This is a genomic window from Butyrivibrio sp. NC2002, assembly GCF_000702265.1.
In the GTDB taxonomy this organism is placed as follows: domain Bacteria; phylum Bacillota; class Clostridia; order Lachnospirales; family Lachnospiraceae; genus Butyrivibrio.
Map to the genome: position 1 here is coordinate 246,896 of NZ_KL370880.1, position 21,330 is coordinate 268,225.

Consider the following 21,330-nt stretch of genomic DNA (forward strand, 5'->3'; position numbering starts at 1 on the left):
GATGAAAAATATGAAAAACAAACTGGTCAGTTTTATCATTCCGTGCTATCGCTCGGAGAAAACAATTGAAGATGTGATCTGTGAGATCGAGGGTGCAATGGATATGCTGGTTTTATACAGCTATGAGATCATCCTCATAAATGACTGCTCACCGGACAATACCTGGGACAAAATATGTGAAATAGTAAAAAGACATGAAGAAGTAAGGGGCTATAGCCTGTCCAGAAACTTTGGTCAGCATGCAGCTCTGATGGCCGGCTTTAATAAGGCAAAGGGCGATATAATCGTATGCCTTGATGATGATGGTCAGACGCCTGCGGATGAAGTCGGAAAGCTTCTTTACCAGATTGAGATGGGCGCAGATGTAGTATATGCAAGATATCAGCACAAGAAACACAATCTGTTCAGGAACTTCGGTTCTGCTATGAATGAATGGATGGCACATGTGATGCTTGGAAAGCCCAAGGATCTTATGGTATCAAGCTATTTTGCTGCAAGAAGATATGTTGTTGATGAGATGGTAAAGTACAAGAGCTCCTATCCCTACGTAATAGGACTTGTTCTTAGAACAACCAGGAAAATAGTGAATGTGGATGTAAACCACAGAGCTAGAAACGTAGGTACAAGCGGATATACCTTTGCCAAACTCATGGGACTTTGGGTAAACGGATTTACGGCTTTTAGCATAAAGCCTCTTAGAATAGGTACTCTCGTAGGCGGAATATTTGCAGCACTTGGATTTTTATACGGAATATATACCATAATCAAAAAGCTCATGTATCCTGACCTTCCCATAACCGGATTCAGCGCTCTTATGACAGCCGTTGTGTTTATGGGCGGAATGCTCATGATCATGGTGGGACTTGCAGGAGAATACATCGGCAGAATATATATTTCGCAGAATAACAATCCGCAGTATGTAATACGTGATGAGGTGGAACATGCCGCAAAAGAAGAAGCAGAGTAAGGACATGGTAATAGCTGCCCTTTTTGGGCTAGTGCTTTCTATGTCACTTGTCTTTGGGTATCAGCTTGAAAAATACGATCACCTTATTTTTGCAGATAAACGAATATATATATTGATTCCTGTTCTGGCAGCAGTGATCGCCTTTATCAGCTTCAAAAGTCTGGATTATTTTTGCGAAAAGGCAGGAATAACAGATAAGATAGGCTTAGGTAGAGGATACAACCGAAACGAGTTTATAAAAGTATGGATGATAATTGCTTTATGCCACTTTATCGTCCTTCTTGGTGTTTATCCCGGCTTTTTCGTATATGATGCACAGACAGAGGTGATGGAGGTAATAACCAGAAGCTTTAATGCGCATCACCCTCTTCTTCATGTGCTGCTTCTTGGAGGAAGCCTTGCATTTTTTCATAAGTTTACAGGCAGCTACAATGCAGGGATATTTGCATATACATTAGTGCAGATGCTTGTTATGACGGCTATCTTTACATATATACTTTCATTTATGAAGATGCACGGTGCAGGGGAAAAACTAAGATATGCAACGATAGCATATTTTGCAGTCTTTCCCACAATTGTCATGTACACACTGTGCTCAAGTAAGGACGGACTTTTTTCAGCATTCTTACTTCTGACGGTACTTTTTTTCATAAGATACCTTGAGTCGGGAAAGCCAAAGACCATACAAAAATACGGTAAACTCTTTTGTATAGCAGCCGCTTTAATGATGCTCTTTAGGCATAACGGTTTGTATGCATACATAGTTTTTGCCGCTATCTTTTATGTGGGATATACCTTAGCTAAAAAGAAGTTTAAAAGGAAAAAGAATCTCCTTAAGATATTGGTGATCCCTGTTTTTATTTTCATTATTGTAAGTAAGCTTATGGAATTTTCACTTTCTGCAGAGTCGGGAGAACATCAGGAAATACTCACGGTTCCGATACAGCAGCTCGGAAGACTCTATGTATATGATAAAGAGAGCTTTTCTGAAGAAGAAAAAGAAGTTCTTTTCAGATATATCAGTGATGAGGGACTTTCACACTACACAGGCAGATTGTCAGATATACTAAAGCTCTATTTTAATAATGAGGCTTACGAGGAGGATAAGGAGTCATTTTGGAAGCTCTGGAAAGACAAAGGCCTTTCACATCCTGTAAGCTATTTGAATTCATGGTTTTTGACTTCCTACGGATACTGGTATCCCGGAGCAGTCATAAACGTGTATAAGGGTAATACCGTTTTTACTTTTACATATGATGAGAGCTCGTACTTTGGATATGAAGTTGAAGAGCCGGGCTCAAGGCAGAGTCTTATTCCTGTGATAGATGATTTTTACAGGAAACTGTCCATAGAGAAATTCCAGCAAAATATACCGGTAATCTCACTTTTCTTTGCACCGGCAGCATACTTTTTTGCCCTGATATATATGGGGATACTTTCGGTTAAGAGAGGAAGAGGGGCTTATATAGCGCCGTTTTTACTGGTATTTATGGTTTGGCTCACTGTTCTTTTGGGACCGACCTATCTTGTTAGATATGTGGTATACCTGTGGTATATGATCCCGGTATTTATAATGTTTGCCTTTGGAAAGGATTATCCGGGTAAAGCGGAGGAGTTATGAGAAGAAAAGTCATTTATAAAAGTACTGCAATTAAGGCAGTAGTTATAGTGTTTGCGCTTTTGATGATCATGTCTTTGTTTCCTCTTAGGATATGGCAAAGAGATATCCCGTTTGGCGCAGAATATACAGAAGCTGAGGAAACGGTCAGCGTTAATGATTATCATGACGTGGTTCAGAAGTTTGACGCATATTACGACAGGCTCTCTTCAATCGATATATACGTAAACAGTGTAGAGGGCGGGGAATACCTGTCACTTGTTATTTATGATGAAAACATGCAGGAATGTTATGAAAGATACATTCATGTAGGAGAAGTTACCGAGCCGGGATATGTGAACGTACCTTTAAAGCTTGGCATTGAAGTGGGCAAAAAGTACACACTTCTTATAAGAGGCTGCTTATCAAATGTCAGCCTTGGAATAGTAAATGATAATGACAGAACGAGCGGATTTTTTAGTGATTTCGCATACCATGATACAGGAGTGCAGGGAAAGCATCTTCTTATGGGGCTTCATTATGAGCAGCCTCTTACAAAGGGAACTTCGCTTATGTTTATTGCTGTTATCTGTGTACTGGCAGCGATCACCATCCTGTGCGTAGACATGGTATATAAAAAGAAAGAGGACAGTCTTATAACTGTTCACCTGGTAATAAGGTATGTCGGGAACCCGATAGCGATATTACTTACAATCTGTCTCATGTTTGCTATTTACCCTATGAAGGTGTTTGATGACAGAGTACTTGATATCATTTTTTATGAGATCGGGGCTGCTATAACCGGACTGTTGATGCTCTATGCCATAAATCATGAAAACGATGCAACACTTGATATCAAGCTTTGGCACAATACTCTTAATCTTCTTAAGATGGGAGCCATTGCAGGTGCATTATGGTTTTGCTGCGAGTACATGAATGCACTCTATACAATTTTCCAGACACTGGCTGAGAGAAAAGAGGTCATCTGTCTTCTCGTATTTTTGTGTCTTGCACTTCCAAGGCAGAGGGTGTTTAAGTTATACAATCTGATCTATGCAGTAGCAGCTGTAATATGCGGCGCTTTTTACAGGAACAGACACCTTATTCCCGATACGGAAAAAGAGTATGACCTTAATAACGCGGCTACTTTATACGGAATAATAATTGTTGTGCTTCTTGGATTTTTCATAATAAATATTGTTCCGGAGATGTTAAAGAAAAAGGAAAGAGAATACAAAGTAAGCATTTTTGGATGGATGTTCATTCTGTTTCTTGCAGCGATCGTAGTATTCAGAAACACCAGATTCTGGGGAATAGTTTTGGCTATATTCGTTATCTGTCTCATGGCAAGCTATTACGGAATCGGATTTCGGCGTTTTGAATACGGCACAGGCAAGGACACATCAAACGATGCTAAAAGAGGCAACGGCTATCTTGAACTTGTTTGCGGCGGTATGCTTCTTAACTTTGTACTTGAGATGATATACAGCCTTTTATACAGAGATTTTGCGGCATTTAATACGGGTAGATTTCCTTTTGTTTTCCACACGGTAACGATCACCGCAGAATACATGACTGTTATGATGGCAGCTTCCATGTCACTTCTTTTATATAAGATATACGTGACAAGAGATACATCAGGTTTCATGAACAGATTCAGATATCTCTGGAAAGAGTTCATAATGTTTGGCCTTATAAGCGCCTACATGATATTTACCATGTCAAGAACGGCATACCTTGCCTGCGTGGTTATGGCTCTTATGGTATTTATTCTTACAGCAACCGATAACAGGAATGGCAGACTTAAATACCTTGGAAGACAGATCGCAGTCATGGTGCTTTCTGTGATCGTGCTTTTCCCGGTGGCATTTACTCTTCAGAGGACAATACCTGCTCTCGTTATGAGACCTGTGTGGTTTATAGTTGAGCCTGAAAATGTTGCGATGTACGGCGGAGCCCAGCCGGGCAGCAGGCTCTACATGGGTGTTGAAAGATTTGCTGATCTGTTCTGCGAAAAGATACTAAATAAAGACCTTATAGATTACAATTATCCTCAGGACAGCCACAATTATGATGAAAAGGGACATCCTATCTACGGAGAAAACGGAGTTGTGCTCACAAAGGATCAGGCAGCAAACTGGATCATAGGAATAAGGCAGCTGCTTGCAGATCCTCAGACATCGGAAGAAACAAGGCAGTACCTGATGGATACGGCAGGGTATGAACTGGGACTTGATAATCCTCAACCTGATGAGGCATCTTTAGATGCAGGCGGTATTGATAGCGAAGAAGCATCTTCTGAAGATGGGGATGACTTCACAAATGGAAGAATATCAATTTTTAAGTCTTACCTTGAACAGATGACCTTTGAGGGACACGATGAAATGGGCGCTGTGCTCGCTGACGGAGAGGTTGCGGTGCATGCTCACAACGCTTATCTGCAAGTTATGTACGATAATGGTATAATAGCCGGAGTATTATTCTTTTTACTTATGGCGACGGCTTTTATAAGCAGCATCGTCTACTATATTAAAAAGAGAGACATAGAGCAGGGAGCACTTATACCATATACCGTTACGGTAGGCTTTGGGGTAGCTGCTGTTTCCGAATGGGTATTTCAGTTAAGTAACCCTATGGCGATAGCTTTTGTGCTTGCAGTAATCCCAATTGCTTTTATAGATAGAAAAAGATAAAAAATGTGGTATCATAGAAAGATATGAAATCAGATAAAAGACCTTTTAATTTTGCTAAATTTTATAGAAGAGCAGGACTTATAGTCTATGACGTACTAAGTATTATTGTCGCAAGCTTTTTTGCACTGCTGCTTAGATACGAATTTAACATAGACCTTATTCCGGAAGAATTCCTGGATCCTGTCACCGGATTTTTGCCGATCAACATCATCATAACGATAATGATATTTTATGTGCTGAGACTGTATCACAGTCTGTGGGCTTATGCCGGTGAGACAGAGCTTCAGAATCTGGTTATGTCATGCGTTGCTTCAGGAATAGTTAATGCTGTGGGACTTCAGTTTTTCAGAGTCGGAAGACAACCGGTTCCCCAGAGCTATTACTTTTTGTATACATTCCTCCTGATAAGCCTGATATTTGTCAGCAGATTCAGCTACAGATTTTTTCGCAGCGTTAAGCATAAGTCTGAGAACAGGAAGAACTCCACATCTGTAATGGTAATAGGTGCAGGTGAAGCCGGAAATGTTATCATTAAGGAAATTGTTAATTCCAATTTTTCCACAATGGTTATCAGATGTATCATCGATGATGACCGCAGTAAATGGGGACACTATATTCAGGGAATTCGCGTCGTTGGCGGAAGAGATAAGATAATAGAGTGCGCCGACCTGTACGATATTGATGAGATAATCGTTGCAATTCCTTCACTTTCAAGAAGCGGAATGAGAGAACTCCTTGCGCTTTGTAAGGAGACGAATTGTAAACTTCTCTCTCTTCCCGGTGTATATCAGCTTGTTAACGAGGACGTAAGTGTCAGCAAACTGCGTGACGTAGAGGTAGAGGACCTTCTTGGAAGAGATCCCATAGCTGTAGATCTGAACCAGATTGCCGGATATGTGAGCGGGAAAACTGTTCTTGTTACCGGTGGCGGCGGATCTATCGGATCTGAGCTTTGCAGACAGATAGCTAATCATAAGCCGGGCATGCTGATAATCGTAGATATTTACGAAAACAATGCCTATGATATACAGCAGGAGCTTAAAAAGACTCATCCCGAGCTTAACCTTGAAGTACTTATAGCATCTGTCAGAAACACAAACAGGATAAACAGGATATTTGAAACATACAAACCCGATATTGTATATCATGCAGCCGCTCATAAGCATGTTCCTCTTATGGAAGACAGCCCGAATGAGGCTATCAAGAACAACGTATTCGGAACATTTAAAACTGCCATGGCAGCAGCTATGAACGGATGTAAGAAGTTTGTTATGATATCTACAGATAAGGCTGTCAATCCTACAAACATCATGGGTGCCAGCAAGCGTATCTGTGAGATGATTGTTCAGACCTTCAACAAGCATTATGATACTGAATTTGTAGCTGTCAGATTTGGTAACGTTCTTGGTTCAAACGGTTCGGTTATTCCGCTGTTTAAAAAGCAGATTGCACAGGGCGGACCTGTTACAGTTACAGACCCTAATATCATCAGATACTTTATGACTATCCCCGAGGCTGTAAGCCTTGTTATGCAGGCAGGAGCCTATGCAAAGGGCGGTGAGATATTCGTACTTGATATGGGCGAGCCTGTAAGGATACTTGACCTTGCTGAGAACCTTATCAAGCTTTCCGGATATAAAGTTGGCGAGGATATAAAGATTGAATTTACCGGTCTTCGTCCCGGAGAAAAGCTTTACGAAGAGATGCTCATGGATGAAGAGGGACTTCAGGATACAGCTAACAGAATGATCCATATAGGTAAGCCTATCGATATGGATGATATGAAGTTCTTTGGACAGCTTGAAGAGCTTAATAGTGCTTCAAAGGCTGAACATACTGATGAGATCAGAGATATTGTGCAGAAAATAGTTACTACTTATCATCCCGAGGACAATGCCGATGACCATACAAAAGAGCATCAGCTTGCACTTGAGAGAGCAGCAGAGCTTATAAATGAGGCGGATTATTAAGAGGTAATAAGATGGCTGACAATATGAATTTGATAAGAGAAAAATTCCAAAACGACAAAAGATTCGATGGGATAAAGGTTTTTGATTCCAAAGTCTGGCTTGCATCTCCATGTCTGCACGGAGAAGAACAGAAGTGGATAAATGATGCTATCGAGAAAAACTGGGTTTCCACGGTCGGCGAAAATATAAATGAAGTAGAGAGAATTGTTGCTGAAAAGATTGGCAGAAAATATGCCATAGGACTAAGTGCCGGAACAGCAGCACTTCATCTGGCAATGAGACTTGCAGGAGAAAGGCTCTACGGACCAAAGCCCGCTAATGTCGGAACGCTTGAAGGAAAGAAAGTATTCTGCTCCGATATGACTTTTGATGCAACTGTTAATCCTGTTGCATACGAAGGCGGAGAGGCTGTTTTTGTAGAAACTGAGAAAGACAGCTGGAACATGTGCCCTGAAGCGCTTGAGAAGGCGTTTGAACTTTATCCTGATGTAAAGCTTATAGTAGTTGCATATCTTTACGGAACTCCCGGCAAGATAGATGAAATAAGAAAGATAGCAGATGCTCATGGAGCGCTCATTATAGAAGATGCAGCAGAGTCTTTTGGCGCTACTTATAAAGGCGTTCAGACAGGTAAGTTTGGCGATTACAGTATAATATCTTTTAACGGCAACAAGATAATAACCGGAAGCGCCGGCGGAATGCTCCTGGTAGACAGCATAGAAGATGCTCACAAGATAAGAAAATGGAGCACACAGGCAAGAGAAGATGCTGCGTGGTACCAGCATGAGGAACTGGGATATAATTACAGAATGTCCAATATAATTGCAGGAGTAATAAGAGGCCAGCTTCCTTATCTGGAAGAGCATATCTTGATGAAGAAAAAGATTTATGAGAGATATAAGGAAGGCTTAAAGGATCTTTCTGTCTCAATGAATCCTGTACCTGAAGATACAGAGCCCAATTATTGGCTTAGCTGTATGACGATAGATAAGGATGCAATGTGTCCTCAGATAAGATCTGAGAAAGAGGCACTTTACATTTCGGAAGAAGGAAAGTCCTGCCCCACAGAGATATTACAGGCAATCAGTGCTTTTAATGCAGAGGGCAGACCTATCTGGAAGCCAATGCATATGCAGCCTATTTACAGAAACAATCTCTTTATCACAAAGAGAGGTATACACAGAGGCTTGAGCAATGCATACATAGATGAAGGTGAGATTGTATGTATCGGCGAGGATATATTTGACAGAGGACTTTGTCTGCCATCGGATGTCAGAATGACAAAAGAGCAGCAGGATATAGTTATAGATATTATTCACAGATGCTTCAGATAAGGAGTTACAGAAAGGAAACATTATGTGCGGAATAGTTGGATTTGTAGGTAAACATCAGGCAGCCCCCATTCTTCTTGAGGGACTTTCAAAGCTTGAGTACAGAGGATATGATTCAGCAGGAATCGCGGTAAGAAATGGCGAGGAAAAGGCTGAAGTAGTTAAAGCAGTAGGAAGACTTAAAAATCTTGAAGAAAAGACCAATAACGGTAATTCTGTAATTGGTTGCTGCGGTATAGGTCATACAAGATGGGCAACTCATGGCGGCCCTTCTCAGATCAATGCACATCCTCATGTTTCAGGTAATTGTACAGGTTCTGCATCAGGCCCTGTAGAGTCTGAAGTAGTAGGTGTACATAACGGCATTATCGAGAACTACCAGGAACTTAAAGAAAAACTCATTAAGAACGGTTATGAGTTTTACAGTGATACAGATACAGAGGTTGCTATCAAGCTTGTAGATTATTACTACAAGAAGTACAAGGTAGGCCCCATCGATGCTCTTGCAAAAACAATGGTCAGAGTACGAGGATCTTATGCTCTTGAAGTTATGTTCCTTGACTATCCCGATGAAATCTATGTTGCAAGAAAAGACAGCCCTATGATCATCGGAATTACAGATGGTGAGACCTTTGTGGCTTCAGATGTACCTGCTATCCTTAATCACACAAAAAATGTTTACTATATCGGCAACAACGAGATGGCAAGACTACTTCCCGGTAAGGCAGAGTTCTATGACCTTAACGGCGATCAGATAGAGAAAGAACTTGTTGAGATCAAGTTCTCTGCAGAAGCTGCTGAAAGAGGCGGATTTGAGCACTTCATGATGAAGGAGATCCACGAGCAGCCCAGAGCTATCCAGGATACCATCGGATCTCTTGTAAAGAATGGAAAAGTTAACCTCTCAGATGTTGGCATTGATGAGGAAGAGATCAAAAACTATTCAGAAATTACGATCGTTGCTTGCGGTTCTGCATGGCATGTGGGAATGGCCGCTCAGTATGTAATAGAAGATCTTGCCAGAATACCTGTAAGGGTTGAGCTTGCTTCGGAATTCAGATACAGAAGACCTATTTTACATGATAATACTCTTGTAATAGTAATATCCCAGTCAGGAGAGACGGCAGATACTCTTGCTGCATTAAGAGAAGCAAAAGAAAACGGAGTAAAGACCCTTGCAATAGTTAACGTAGTAGGTTCATCAATAGCAAGAGAGGCAGACCATGTTCTCTACACTCTTGCAGGTCCTGAGATTTCAGTAGCTACTACCAAGGCATACAGCTGTCAGCTTGTTTCAGCATATATCCTTGCAGTAGAGTTTGCGCTTGTAAGAGGCAAAATCTCCAAAGAGGATTATGATAAATACCTTGCCGAGATAGCAAGGATCCCGGATTGCATCCAGAAGGTCCTTGATGACAAGGAAAGGCTTCAGTGGTTTGCATCCAAGATTTCCAATGCAAAGGATATCTTCTTTATCGGAAGAGGAATCGACTATGCGATTGGACTTGAGGGAAGCCTTAAGATGAAGGAAATATCATATATTCATTCAGAGGCTTATGCAGCAGGAGAACTTAAGCACGGTACTATCAGCCTTATAGAGGATGGCACACTTGTTGTCGGTATTCTCGGACAGGATAACCTTTATGAGAAGACCATATCAAATATGGTTGAGTGTAAGTCAAGAGGAGCATACCTTATGGGACTTACATCCTACGGCAATTATGAGATAGAAGATACAGCAGACTTTGTAACATATATACCCAAGATGGATAACCACTTCATCGGATCACTTGCGGTTATACCTCTTCAGCTTCTTGGATATTATGTATCTGTTTCAAGAGGTCTTGATGTAGATAAGCCAAGAAACCTTGCAAAGAGCGTAACTGTTGAATGATCGCTACAAAAAAGTGACTTTATGAAAAGGGGTTGTAATTTATGAGCTTGAGCCGCTCACATAAGCGAAGAAGAATACTTGTTATTGTGGATATAGCAGCACTTTTTGCTGCCTATATGCTTATGATTACAGTCAGATTCAAATGGTATTTCAATAAGCCATGGATGATTCCGCTTTATTCAATGGTATTTGTTTTGGAACTTCTTATTTCCATGCTTATTGATGTATATAATGGCAGACGAAAGGATTACAAGAGCCTTGAAAAATACGATCCTCTTGAAATCCTCTCATCCACAGTAAGGCAGCAGGCAGTGCTATTTGGCCTCGTTCTTATTGCGCTTATGTTTACTCAGAACACCAAGAAGATGTCCAGAGTAGCAATGGTCATTCTGGTTTTGTTTAATATTTCCTCGGTTTTCATTTTCAGGATGATCTACAGAGCTGTTCTTCAGAAAAAAGGCAATCCTGATGTCCACAGAAGAAAGCTTGCTGTACTTGGTTATAGCAGAGAACTTCCTGCAATCAGGGGACATATTGAGCAGAACCTTGAAGATGAGTTCGAGGTTTCTGACTATTATGCGATCGACGAAGCATATCCAATGGATATTGTAAGGACGGATAAAGATAACCTTGATGCCATAAGGAACAGGCTGATAGAGACAATAAGCCATGGTGAATGTACGGATGCGTTGCTGTGCATATCCGACAACCCTCAGAATGAATGCAGGGATTATGTGAGAGATAACATAATCAGACGCCTTGAAAAAAAGGGAATCAACACTTATTACGCCCTTGCACTTGATGGTTCATGGATCACAAACAAGCTCATCAGAAAAGTCGGATATTTTCAGACGTCATACTTTACCGCAATGGTGAAAAGATGCACTGTACTTGGCGTTGAATTTGCAGTATCAAACGTCGATAACGCGGTAATATATGTTAAGAAGCATATCAAGGATTTTGCAGGAAAATATATATGTTACTGCAATGTTCATACAACTGTGGAAGCAAGTGAGCATGAGGATTACAGGCAGATTCAGAATAATTCTGCACTTACGTTTCCTGATGGTCAGCCAATAGTTGGCAGGATCCAGAAAGCGGGCTATATAAATGCTGAGAGAATAGCAGGTCCGGACTTCATGGAAGCAATGTTTGGCGCTACTATGGACGGAAGTCTATCTCATTTCTTCTACGGATCCACTGAGGAGACCATAAGTCTTCTTAAGGAGAATCTTGAAAAGAAATATCCCGGCATGGATATAAGAGGCTACTATTCTCCTCCGTTCAGGGAACTTACGGCAGAAGAAGATGAAGAAATAATAAGAATGCTCAATGCATCAGGTGCCGATCTTATATGGATTGGCCTTGGAGCTCCCAAGCAGGAGAAGTGGATGGCTGCTCATGAAAACAGACTCTCAGGTGTGATGCTTGGAGTGGGAGCCGGATTTAACTTTTTTGCGGGAAATATTAAGAGAGCACCTGTGTGGGTCAGAAAAATTGGAATGGAATGGCTCTACAGACTCTTTCAGGATCCAAAACGTCTTTTCAAGAGATACTTTGAATCAAACATAAAGTTTATCTGGAAAGCAATAGTATTGCGCAAATAGCGCAATACTATATTTTAACAGTTTCCGCACTAATGCTTTAAACCGGCGAAGTGTCCGTGAAGCAAGGACAAAAGTGCGCCACTGCTTGACTTTTTTTATCATTTTGATATAATTTAATCTCAGTGTAGAAAATATAATTGTATTATTGTATACTTACATTTAGAACAACGGCGTTCCTACTTGCGAGTGTAAGTTTAGGAGCGCTTTTTCTTTATAATTTAGGATTTTTATAGATGAGTATTTTACACAATCCATACAAGGGTGATTACGATCATGTCCCTGAGGTGGATAAAAAAGGGAGGTTTCGGGACAGGTTCTTCTATATTGGGGATATCTACGTGCTTCCGTTTGATGAAAATGAAAAAAAGAAAACATACTTACCTTGTATAACGTATGGAGTATTGATGCTTGCAGCTGTTCTTGTGCAGGGACTTGTGAACCAGACATCTTCGCGCACATTGTGGATAGTTCTTCCGTATTTTATTCAATTTCTACCTATATTATTTTATCTGGTAGGAGTTGTTGAATATGTGACTGCAACTCCCAGAATGACTAAGCCGCAATATGACAAGGGTATTGGAAGAATGCACTTTTGTGGTGCTGCTGTCATGGTTATTGCAGCTATAAGCGCTTTATGTGAAGTTGTTTATCTGGTAATAAGACGCGGTCAATACGATATCAAGCTTGAGATTATTTATTTTCTGTTACACATACCGGTGATTTTGGTCGGCATTAAGTTTGGAAGGTATTATAATAAACATTTTTCGCAAATAACAGTAGAATCCGGGAAGTGACCTGATAAGTTTTTATTATTATCAGTTATAAAGAATGGATAATATGAAGAAAAGTAGTAAGAGTGTAAACTTTCTGATGTGGCTTTGAGTAAAGTAACAGCCTTACAGAATTGTGCACGGTGATTACCACAAAGTGGATTCACATAAAATTAAGGGGGAGACCCCGGAATGGAGGGCAATATGAAAAAGTTAGGCAAACTTCTGGCAATGGGACTTGCCGGAACAATGGTTGTTAGTGCCGTAGGATGTGGAAACACAGGCAACACAACAACTGAGTCTGCGGATGAGACAACATCTTCTGCAGAAGAAACTGCATCAGAAGAGACAGCTGAAGATACAACAGAAGCTGATTCAGCAGATGCATCGGAAGCTACTGAGAGTACAGGAAGCGGAGCACCTCTCGTAATTGGAGAGTCTGAATTCTCTGAGAAATTCAGTCCTTTCTTCTCAACAACTACTTATGATTCTAATGTACAGAACCTCACAACAGTAGGTCTTATTATGACAGACCGTCTCGGCGAAGTTATCATGAACGGCATCGAGGGTGAGACTAAGGAATATGAAGGTAATTCCTATGATTATAAGGGACTTTCCGACATCACTGTAACAGAGAACGAGGATGGAACAGTTGATTATGCATTCCAGCTTCGTGACGATGTTAAGTTCTCAGATGGAGAGCCTCTTACAGCAGATGATGCTATTTTCTCTATGTATGTATTTGCTGATCCTTCTTATGATGGAAGTTCATCATTCAATGCACTTCCCATCACTGGTATGGAAGCATACAGAAGCGGTTCTGAGACACTCTTCAACCTCCTTATTAAGGCCGGAGAAGATAACACAGACTTCACATACTTTACAGAAGATGAACAGAAGAAGTTCTGGGAAACAGATTTCCCTGCAGCTAAGGAACAGTTCATCAACGATATCGCAGATTACTGCACAGCAAACGGTGCTGTATCAGATGATGAAGCAGTTGCAGCTGATCCTATTGCAAATGCTATGGCAAACTGGGGCTATGGTCAGGTAGCAGATGGCGTACTTACTGCTCCTTCAGGTGCTACATTCGATGTTAAGGGTGGCACAGCTCCTACAGTTGATGATTTCTGGAATGAAATCGTTGCAGCTTACGACGGAGACGTTGTTGCAGCTACAGATGCAGAGAAAGCTGGAGACAGCATCCTTGATATGCTTGGCGACGAGTACAAGAATGCAGTAGAAACCGGTGACTCTGTTACAACAATCGAAGGTATCGAGAAGACTGGTGATTATTCATTCACAGTTCATATGGATAAGCTTGATGCAACAGCTATTTATAGCTTAGCATTACCTGTATGTCCTCTTCACTACTATGGCGATCCTTCCAAGTATGATTACGAGGCTGGACACTTTGGTTTCGACAAGGGTGATCTTTCAACAGTTCGTGCAAAGACAACACAGCCTCTTGGTGCTGGTCCTTACATCTTTGATAAGTTTGAGAACAAGATTGTTTACTTCAAGGCAAATGAGAACTATTACCTTGGTGCTCCTATAGTTAAGGAAATCCAGATGAAGGTTACACAGCAGGCTGATGCTGAGCCCGCTATCGTACAGGGAACACTCGATATTGCTCAGCCTTCTGCAAACAAGTCAACACTTGAGCAGATCAAGGGTGACAACTCAAACGGCGAATTACAGGGTGAGACAGTTTATACAGCTCTTACAGACTTTAACGGATATGGTTACATCGGAATGAATTCTGAAAACGTTAAGGTTGGCGATGATCCTTCAAGCGAAGAGTCAAAGGCACTTCGTAAGGCTATTGCAACAGTACTTGCTGTACACCGTGACGTTGTAATTGATTCTTACTATGGCGAAGCAGCTAACGTAATCAACTATCCTATCTCAAATACATCATGGGCAGCACCTCAGGCTTCAGATCCTGATTACAAGGTTGCTTTCTCAGTAGATGCTGAGGGTAATGATATTTATACAGACGGCATGTCAGAAGATGAGAAGTATGATGCAGCTCTTCAGGCAGCACTTGGCTTCTTCGAGAAGGCTGGTTACACAGTAGAAGATGGTAAGCTTACAGCAGCTCCTGAAGGTGCTAAGCTTTCATACGAAGCAATGATTCCTGCAGATGGTTCAGGTGATCATCCTTCATTTGGTATCCTTACAGCAGCTAAGGAAGACCTTGCAAAGATCGGCTTTGATCTTATCATCAATGACCTTTCAGATTCTTCTGTTCTTTGGACAGCAACTGAAGGTGGTACAGCTGAGATCTGGTGTGCAGCATGGGGTGCATCAATTGACCCTGATATGTTCCAGGTATATCATTCAGAAGGAGGTTCTGCTTATATGTACAGAATCAACCAGCCTGAACTTGATGACCTCATTATCGAAGCTCGTTCAACAACAGATCAGGCAGTACGTAAGGCTATCTATAAAGAGTGCCTTGACTACATTGTTGATTATGCAGTAGAGATTCCGATCTATCAGAGACAGGAATGCTCAGTTTACGCTCCTGAGCGTGTAAATGTAGATGAGTCTGTAATGCTTCAGGATCAGACAACTTTCTACAACTTCTACAGCACAACAAGTGGATTTGATCAGATCAACACACTTCAGACTAAGTAATTCGTATTTATAAAATAATACGTATAACTTTGTCCGTGGGGGCTAATTTAGCTCCCGCGGACATATTATGTAAAAAAATACTTTATAGCTTTAAAACGACAGAGAATTATTATTTGGAACTTTTATTTTAGAAAATAATTTTCGCTTTGCGAAATTATATATAGATTACACAAACTCCCCGGGAAATTTCTTAATTTTATTCAGGTGGAAGACATTTTATTTAGAAGGAGTATAGACAACAATGAAGAAATTCATATTAAAGCGTCTACTCATATCAGTAGTTTTGCTGTTTTTTGTATCTATGATTATTTATACGATCATGAGATGTATGCCTACATCATATGTTGAGCAGCAGGCTATGGCTTTGTCTACAAAGCCGGGTGCAAAAAGCTACTCTGAGTGGGTTGAACAGTTAAACGCTCAGTATGGTCTGGACACGGGGGTAATCCAGGGCTACTTTAAGTGGGCATCAAAGGCTATTAAACTTGATTTCGGTGATTCATGGTTTTGGAATCAGCCGGTACTTCAGAAGTTCAGTGGTGTTATATGGTATTCATTTGCACTCGGACTTGTGACATTTATTTTGGAAATTATAATCGCAATACCTGCAGGTGTTGCTGCTGCAAGAAAACAGTATTCTGCAACAGATTACACTGTTACGGTAATCGCACTTATCGGAATTTCACTTCCGAGTTTCTTCTTTGCGACGATTTTGAAATATATATTCTCAGTTAAGCTTGGCTGGCTTGACCTTTACGGAATAGTAGGAAGATACCACGAGTCTTATTCATCATTTGGTAAGATCCTTGATATGGCAAGACATATGATCATGCCTGTTATAACACTTACTGTTGTTAGCGTTGGTTCTCTTATGCGTTATACAAGAACCAATATGCTCGAAGTGCTTAATGCGGATTATATCCGTACTGCAAGAGCTAAGGGACTTTCAGAAGACAGAGTAGTTAATTACCATGCCTTCAGAAATACACTTATACCGATCGTAACTCTTCTTGGCGGATCACTTCCCGGACTTTTCTCCGGAGCTATGATCACTGAGACATTGTTCCAGATTCCCGGTATAGGTTATACATCATATCAGTGCGTAGTACAGGGAGATATACCTTTTGTTATGTTCTATATGGTATTTATGGCAGTACTTATACTACTTGGTAACCTTATTGCTGATATTCTTTATGCTGTGGTTGATCCCAGAGTCAGAGTAAACTAAGGAAGGAGGATAAAGAAATGGCAGAAGAAAATAAGAACGTAAATGATAACAGTCAGGAAGAAATGCACCTTGATGATGCAGCCAGAGTAAAAGTCCTCTCTCCGGGAATGATGGTTCTTAAGAGATTCCTTAGAAACAGGCTTGCTATCGTAGGAATGGTAATCATTGTATGCATGTTCCTTTTTGCATTTGCAGGTGGAGCACTTTATCCCTATTCAGAGAGTAAGGTGTTCTATAAGACTGAAGAAGTATTGAAGGATTTCGCAGGTGCAACTGAAATAGATCAGTTCCAGTTCCAGGTTGCTGATGGAGTAACTCTTCCTTCAGATATCAGTTCCAAGGCTCTTATAGCTGTATCAAAGAAGGAATATGTATTTGAAACACGTGACGGACAGATGATAGGTATGGCTCCTGTAGCAGATGACAGTGATGTTTATCTTGTATATGCACTTGAGCCTGCACAGCTTTTCCTTAAGGGTAATAAAGAATTTGATGCTGCTGTAGAAGCAGGAAGAAATGATTTTGTTAAGGACGGAACCGTTTATATGTTTAACGGTACCGATTTCAAGGCAGATGTTTACACTGCAACAGAACTTGCTGTAGCAAGTAAGAGATCATTTACCGGTTATAGCAAAGATACACAATTTTCATATGAGTTTTACAGAAATGCTCTTGTAGCTGTTGCTACCGGTGAGAGCACTTTTGAAGCTGATGGCACGACATACAGTGCTGACAGCGAAGGAATGATCGAGGCAGGCGGCGAAGGATATGCCGTTGTATCAAACATGAACTTCAATGCTATCGATCCCGGTACATTCCTTGATCCTGCATACAAGGCAGCTGCGCTTGAAGCTTTTGAAGCTCAGGGTGGTGAAGGCTCATTTGAGTATCCAGATGCAGATGGCAATATGATTGAGTATAGATTTGAGAAAAAAACAGGTCAGTACACAATTAAGAAATTCCAGGAGACCAGACTTATCGATACATATGCAGCTCCTTCCAAGGCTCATCTTGTAGGAACTGATGCAAATGGTATGGATCTTCTTGCAAGACTTATGTACGGTGGCAGAATTTCACTTATGATTGGCTTCGTTGTAATATTCATTGAGGTATTCATCGGTATGATCATCGGTGGTGTTGCCGGATTCTTTGGTGGATGGGTAGATAACCTTCTTATGAGACTTGTAGACGTTGTATATTGTATCCCTGCAATGCCTCTTTACCTTATCCTTGGTTCTATCATGGACTACTATCAGGCAAGCCCCAGAGCAAGAATTTATCTTCTCTGCGTAGTTATGGCTGTTATTGGATGGGTTGGTATTGCCCGTATCGTAAGAGGTCAGATCCTCTCACTTCGTGAACAGGAATTCATGGTTGCTGCTGAAGCACTTGGTATCAGCACATATCGTAGAATTTTTAAGCACCTTATACCTAATGTAATTCCTCAGCTTATCGTATTTGCAAGTATGGGTCTTGGTGAAGTTATTCTTTCAGAGGCTTCACTTTCATTCCTCGGACTTGGTATTAAATACCCTGCAGCTTCATGGGGAAGTATTATCAATGCGGTTAATGATTCATACGTTATGACCAATTACCTTTTCGTATGGTTACCTGCAGGAACATTCATCCTTCTTACAGTTCTTGCATTTAACTTTATCGGTGATGGTTTAAGAGACGCATTCGATCCAAAGATGAAGAGATAATTAGGAGAGCAAAATGGCTAAGAATTCAAATTATATCTCTGCTAAAGAATCAAGACGAATCTCCAGAGAGAATCGTAAGATCACTTCAGAGATAGAGAAAAAGAGAAATAGAAAACATATTCCTGAGAGCGAATATGTTACACAGATGAAAAATCCCGATAACTGTGTTGAATTTGACAATGTACATACATATTTCTTTACAGATATAGGTACAGTTAAGGCTGTTGACGGTGTATCATTCGAGGTGCCTCAGGGTAAGACAGTTGGTATCGTTGGTGAGTCAGGCTGCGGTAAATCAGTTACCAGTCTTTCACTTATGCAGCTTGTACAGCGCCCTTCAGGTCAGACAGTTGAAGGTGAGATCAGATTTAATGATGGTGAGAGAACAATAAATGTAGTAAATGCTCCTGCATCAGCAATGCAGAAGCTTCGCGGCAATAAGATGTCCATGATCTTCCAGGAGCCCATGACATCTCTTAATCCCGTTTTCCGTATCGGAAATCAGGTTGATGAAGTTATAGCACTTCATAATCCTGATATGACTCCTGAACAGGTTAAGGCAAGAACAATAGAGATGCTTCAGATGGTTGGTATCGCTAACAAAGAAGGCGTTTATCAGATGTATCCTCATGAACTCTCAGGTGGTATGAGACAGCGTATAATGATCGCTATGGCGCTTGCCTGCGATCCTAAGCTTATTATCGCAGATGAGCCTACAACAGCACTTGATGTTACTATACAGGCTCAGATACTTGACCTTCTTAGAAACTTAAAGGACAAGATCAATTCTTCAATCATGCTTATCACTCACGACCTTGGCGTTGTTGCTGAGATGGCAGATTATGTTGTAGTTATGTATGCAGGCCGTGTAATAGAAAAAGGTACTGCAAGGGAAATCTTCAAAGATCCCAGACATCCTTACACAATCGGTCTTATGAAATCAAAGCCCGTTGTAGGTAAGCATGTGGACAAGCTTTATAATATTCCCGGAAACGTACCTAACCCCATCAACATGCCTGATTATTGCTACTTCAAGGATCGTTGTGAGATGTGCGTAGAAAAATGTAACGGTAAATATCCCGGAGTATATAAGGTATCTCCTACTCATGAAGTAAGCTGCTACCGTTGTGAAGAATTTGCTAATAAAGAAGAAGGAGGTGCAAACTAATGAGCGACAATATTATTGAAGTTAAGCACCTTAAGAAGTATTTCCCGATAAAAGGCGGATTTTTCGGCGGTGTTACAGGTAATGTAAAGGCTGTTGATGATGTATCATTCTCTATTCCGAGAGGAACAACCATGGGTCTTGTTGGTGAGTCAGGATGTGGTAAGTCAACAACAGGTAGAACCATATTAAGACTTCTTGAGAAGACTGAGGGCGAGATTATCTTTAATGGTGAAGACATAAGCACATTTGATAAAAAGAAGCTTCGTGAACTTCGCACAAAGATGCAGATAATCTTCCAGGATCCTTATTCTTCTCTTTCACCCAGACTCCCTATCGCAGAGATAATAGGAGAGGCTGTTCGTGAACATGGTCTTGTACCGAAGGACGAATTTGATGATTATATTACGCATGTAATGAAGGAGTGCGGTCTTCAGCCTTATCACAAGGATCGTTATCCTCATGAATTTTCAGGTGGACAGAGACAGCGTATCTGTATCGCAAGAGCACTTGCAGTTAAGCCTGAGTTTGTAGTATGTGACGAGCCTGTATCAGCGCTTGACGTTTCTATCCAGGCACAGATCATCAACCTTTTAAAGGATCTTCAGGAGAAGAACAACCTTACATATTTGTTCATCTCACATGATCTTTCAGTCGTTGAACATATTTCTGATGCAGTCGGAGTTATGTACCTTGGAAACCTTGTTGAGACAGGTAAGACAGAGGATATCTTTGCAGAACCTCTTCACCCTTATACAAAGGCACTCTTTAGTGCTATTCCGATGCCTGATCCGGATATCAAGAAGGAAAGAGTACTTCTTGAAGGTGATATTCCTTCACCTGCTAATCCGCCTAAGGGCTGTAAGTTCCACACCAGATGTCCTCACTGCATGGAGTGCTGCAAAGAAGTAGAGCCTGTAGCTAAGGATATGGGAAATGGACATGTAGTTAGATGTCATCTTTATGATGAGAAATAATAGCTTAATTTATTTAGGAGGGAATTGGTATGAAATTTTGTGCAAAATGTGGTCAGTCTATAGAGGATAATGTTCAGATCTGTCCTAATTGCGGAACAGCTGTAGCTGCTAATGGGGAAAACGCAGCTAACCCTGTAAATAATGGTCAGGAAGGTGAGAATAAACCTGTAAATGATAATGCAGCTCAGAATCCTGCACCGCAGGCGCCTGTTTATAATGCGGCTCCTAATCAGCAGGGATATCAGCAGTATCAGAATCAGGGTATGCCTCAGGGAGGATATCAGAATCCTCAGATGGGCCAGCCTGTTTATATGGGAGTTGATCCTACAGATCACACTAAGGAAATGGATGCAAATGATATTGCAGAAAACAAGATTTATGCTATTACAGTATATGTTCTTGGATGGGTTGGAATCGTAATTGCAGCTCTTATTGCAAAAGACTCCAAGTTTGTAAGATTCCATATTGCTGAAATGACCAGACTTTTGATCCTTCAGGTAATTGTTGGAATTATTACATTGGTTCTTTTCTTCACACTTATAGTACCTGCAGCAGGCGGTGTATTTTCACTTGTACTGCTTGTAGTACGTGTTGTGGGATTTGTAAATACTTGCAGTGGCAAGGCAAAAGAGATACCTCTTATGCATTCATTTAAATTTTTAGTTTAATATTTGTTAAACAAGAATAAAAAAAATCTGAAAAATCAGAGAGCGCTTAGTTCTCTGATTTTTTTTGTTATTTTTCGTGTATAATTGATTTGTAACTTGTTCTTTATGAGATGTTGA

The 21,330-nt window shown here is 40.8% G+C and carries 14 protein-coding genes; all 14 read left to right on the forward strand.

Annotated elements, in window-relative coordinates; translation table 11 throughout:
* The first annotated feature begins 10 nt into the window (after window positions 1-10).
* The 14 genes from T543_RS08260 to T543_RS08325 all read left to right on the forward strand — a co-directional run bounded on the left by T543_RS08260 (window position 11) and on the right by T543_RS08325 (window position 21,213).
* Window positions 11-967, forward strand: a complete 957-nt coding sequence (locus T543_RS08260; protein WP_035767542.1) for a glycosyltransferase family 2 protein — start codon at window positions 11-13, stop codon at window positions 965-967.
* Window positions 942-2,588, forward strand: a complete 1,647-nt coding sequence (locus T543_RS08265) for a DUF6020 family protein (RefSeq protein ID WP_035767543.1) — start codon at window positions 942-944, stop codon at window positions 2,586-2,588. Before T543_RS08260 ends, T543_RS08265 begins: the two co-directional genes overlap by 26 nt.
* Window positions 2,585-5,257 carry an O-antigen ligase family protein gene (locus T543_RS08270; RefSeq protein WP_035767544.1) on the forward strand — a complete coding sequence of 891 codons (2,673 nt, stop codon included), beginning with the start codon at window positions 2,585-2,587 and terminating at the stop codon, window positions 5,255-5,257. Before T543_RS08265 ends, T543_RS08270 begins: the two co-directional genes overlap by 4 nt.
* A 23-nt stretch (window positions 5,258-5,280) precedes the next feature.
* On the forward strand, window positions 5,281-7,227 hold the full coding sequence (locus tag T543_RS08275; RefSeq protein WP_035767545.1) for a polysaccharide biosynthesis protein: 1,947 nt from the start codon (window positions 5,281-5,283) through the stop codon (window positions 7,225-7,227).
* 11 nt (window positions 7,228-7,238) lie between these two features.
* A complete protein-coding gene (locus T543_RS08280) occupies window positions 7,239-8,561 on the forward strand; it encodes a DegT/DnrJ/EryC1/StrS family aminotransferase (protein ID WP_242839492.1) in 1,323 nt (440 codons plus the stop codon).
* A gap of 22 nt (window positions 8,562-8,583) precedes the next feature.
* Complete coding sequence (gene glmS, locus T543_RS08285) at window positions 8,584-10,452, forward strand: glutamine--fructose-6-phosphate transaminase (isomerizing) (protein WP_035767546.1); 1,869 nt, start codon at window positions 8,584-8,586, stop codon at window positions 10,450-10,452.
* A 41-nt stretch (window positions 10,453-10,493) separates the two neighbouring features.
* Entirely contained in the window at window positions 10,494-12,059 is a 1,566-nt protein-coding gene (locus T543_RS16240; protein WP_242839493.1) for a WecB/TagA/CpsF family glycosyltransferase, read from the forward strand.
* A 233-nt stretch (window positions 12,060-12,292) separates the two neighbouring features.
* Window positions 12,293-12,853, forward strand: coding sequence for a hypothetical protein (locus T543_RS08295; protein ID WP_035767548.1), 561 nt, complete (start codon window positions 12,293-12,295; stop codon window positions 12,851-12,853).
* A 180-nt stretch (window positions 12,854-13,033) separates the two neighbouring features.
* A complete protein-coding gene (locus T543_RS08300) occupies window positions 13,034-15,472 on the forward strand; it encodes an ABC transporter substrate-binding protein (RefSeq protein WP_035768255.1) in 2,439 nt (812 codons plus the stop codon).
* A 241-nt stretch (window positions 15,473-15,713) separates the two neighbouring features.
* Window positions 15,714-16,700, forward strand: coding sequence for an ABC transporter permease (locus T543_RS08305; protein ID WP_035767549.1), 987 nt, complete (start codon window positions 15,714-15,716; stop codon window positions 16,698-16,700).
* A gap of 17 nt (window positions 16,701-16,717) precedes the next feature.
* Complete coding sequence (locus T543_RS15625; RefSeq protein ID WP_035767550.1) at window positions 16,718-18,403, forward strand: ABC transporter permease; 1,686 nt, start codon at window positions 16,718-16,720, stop codon at window positions 18,401-18,403.
* 13 nt (window positions 18,404-18,416) lie between these two features.
* The gene (locus T543_RS08315; protein ID WP_035767551.1) at window positions 18,417-19,571 is read left to right on the forward strand and encodes an ABC transporter ATP-binding protein; all 1,155 of its coding nucleotides are present in this window, start codon (window positions 18,417-18,419) and stop codon (window positions 19,569-19,571) included.
* Complete coding sequence (locus tag T543_RS08320) at window positions 19,571-20,545, forward strand: ABC transporter ATP-binding protein (RefSeq protein WP_035767553.1); 975 nt, start codon at window positions 19,571-19,573, stop codon at window positions 20,543-20,545. The genes T543_RS08315 and T543_RS08320 overlap by 1 nt, the downstream gene beginning before the upstream one ends.
* Before the next feature lie 29 nt (window positions 20,546-20,574).
* Entirely contained in the window at window positions 20,575-21,213 is a 639-nt protein-coding gene (locus tag T543_RS08325; RefSeq protein WP_035767554.1) for a zinc-ribbon domain-containing protein, read from the forward strand.
* The last annotated feature ends 117 nt before the right edge of the window (window positions 21,214-21,330 follow it).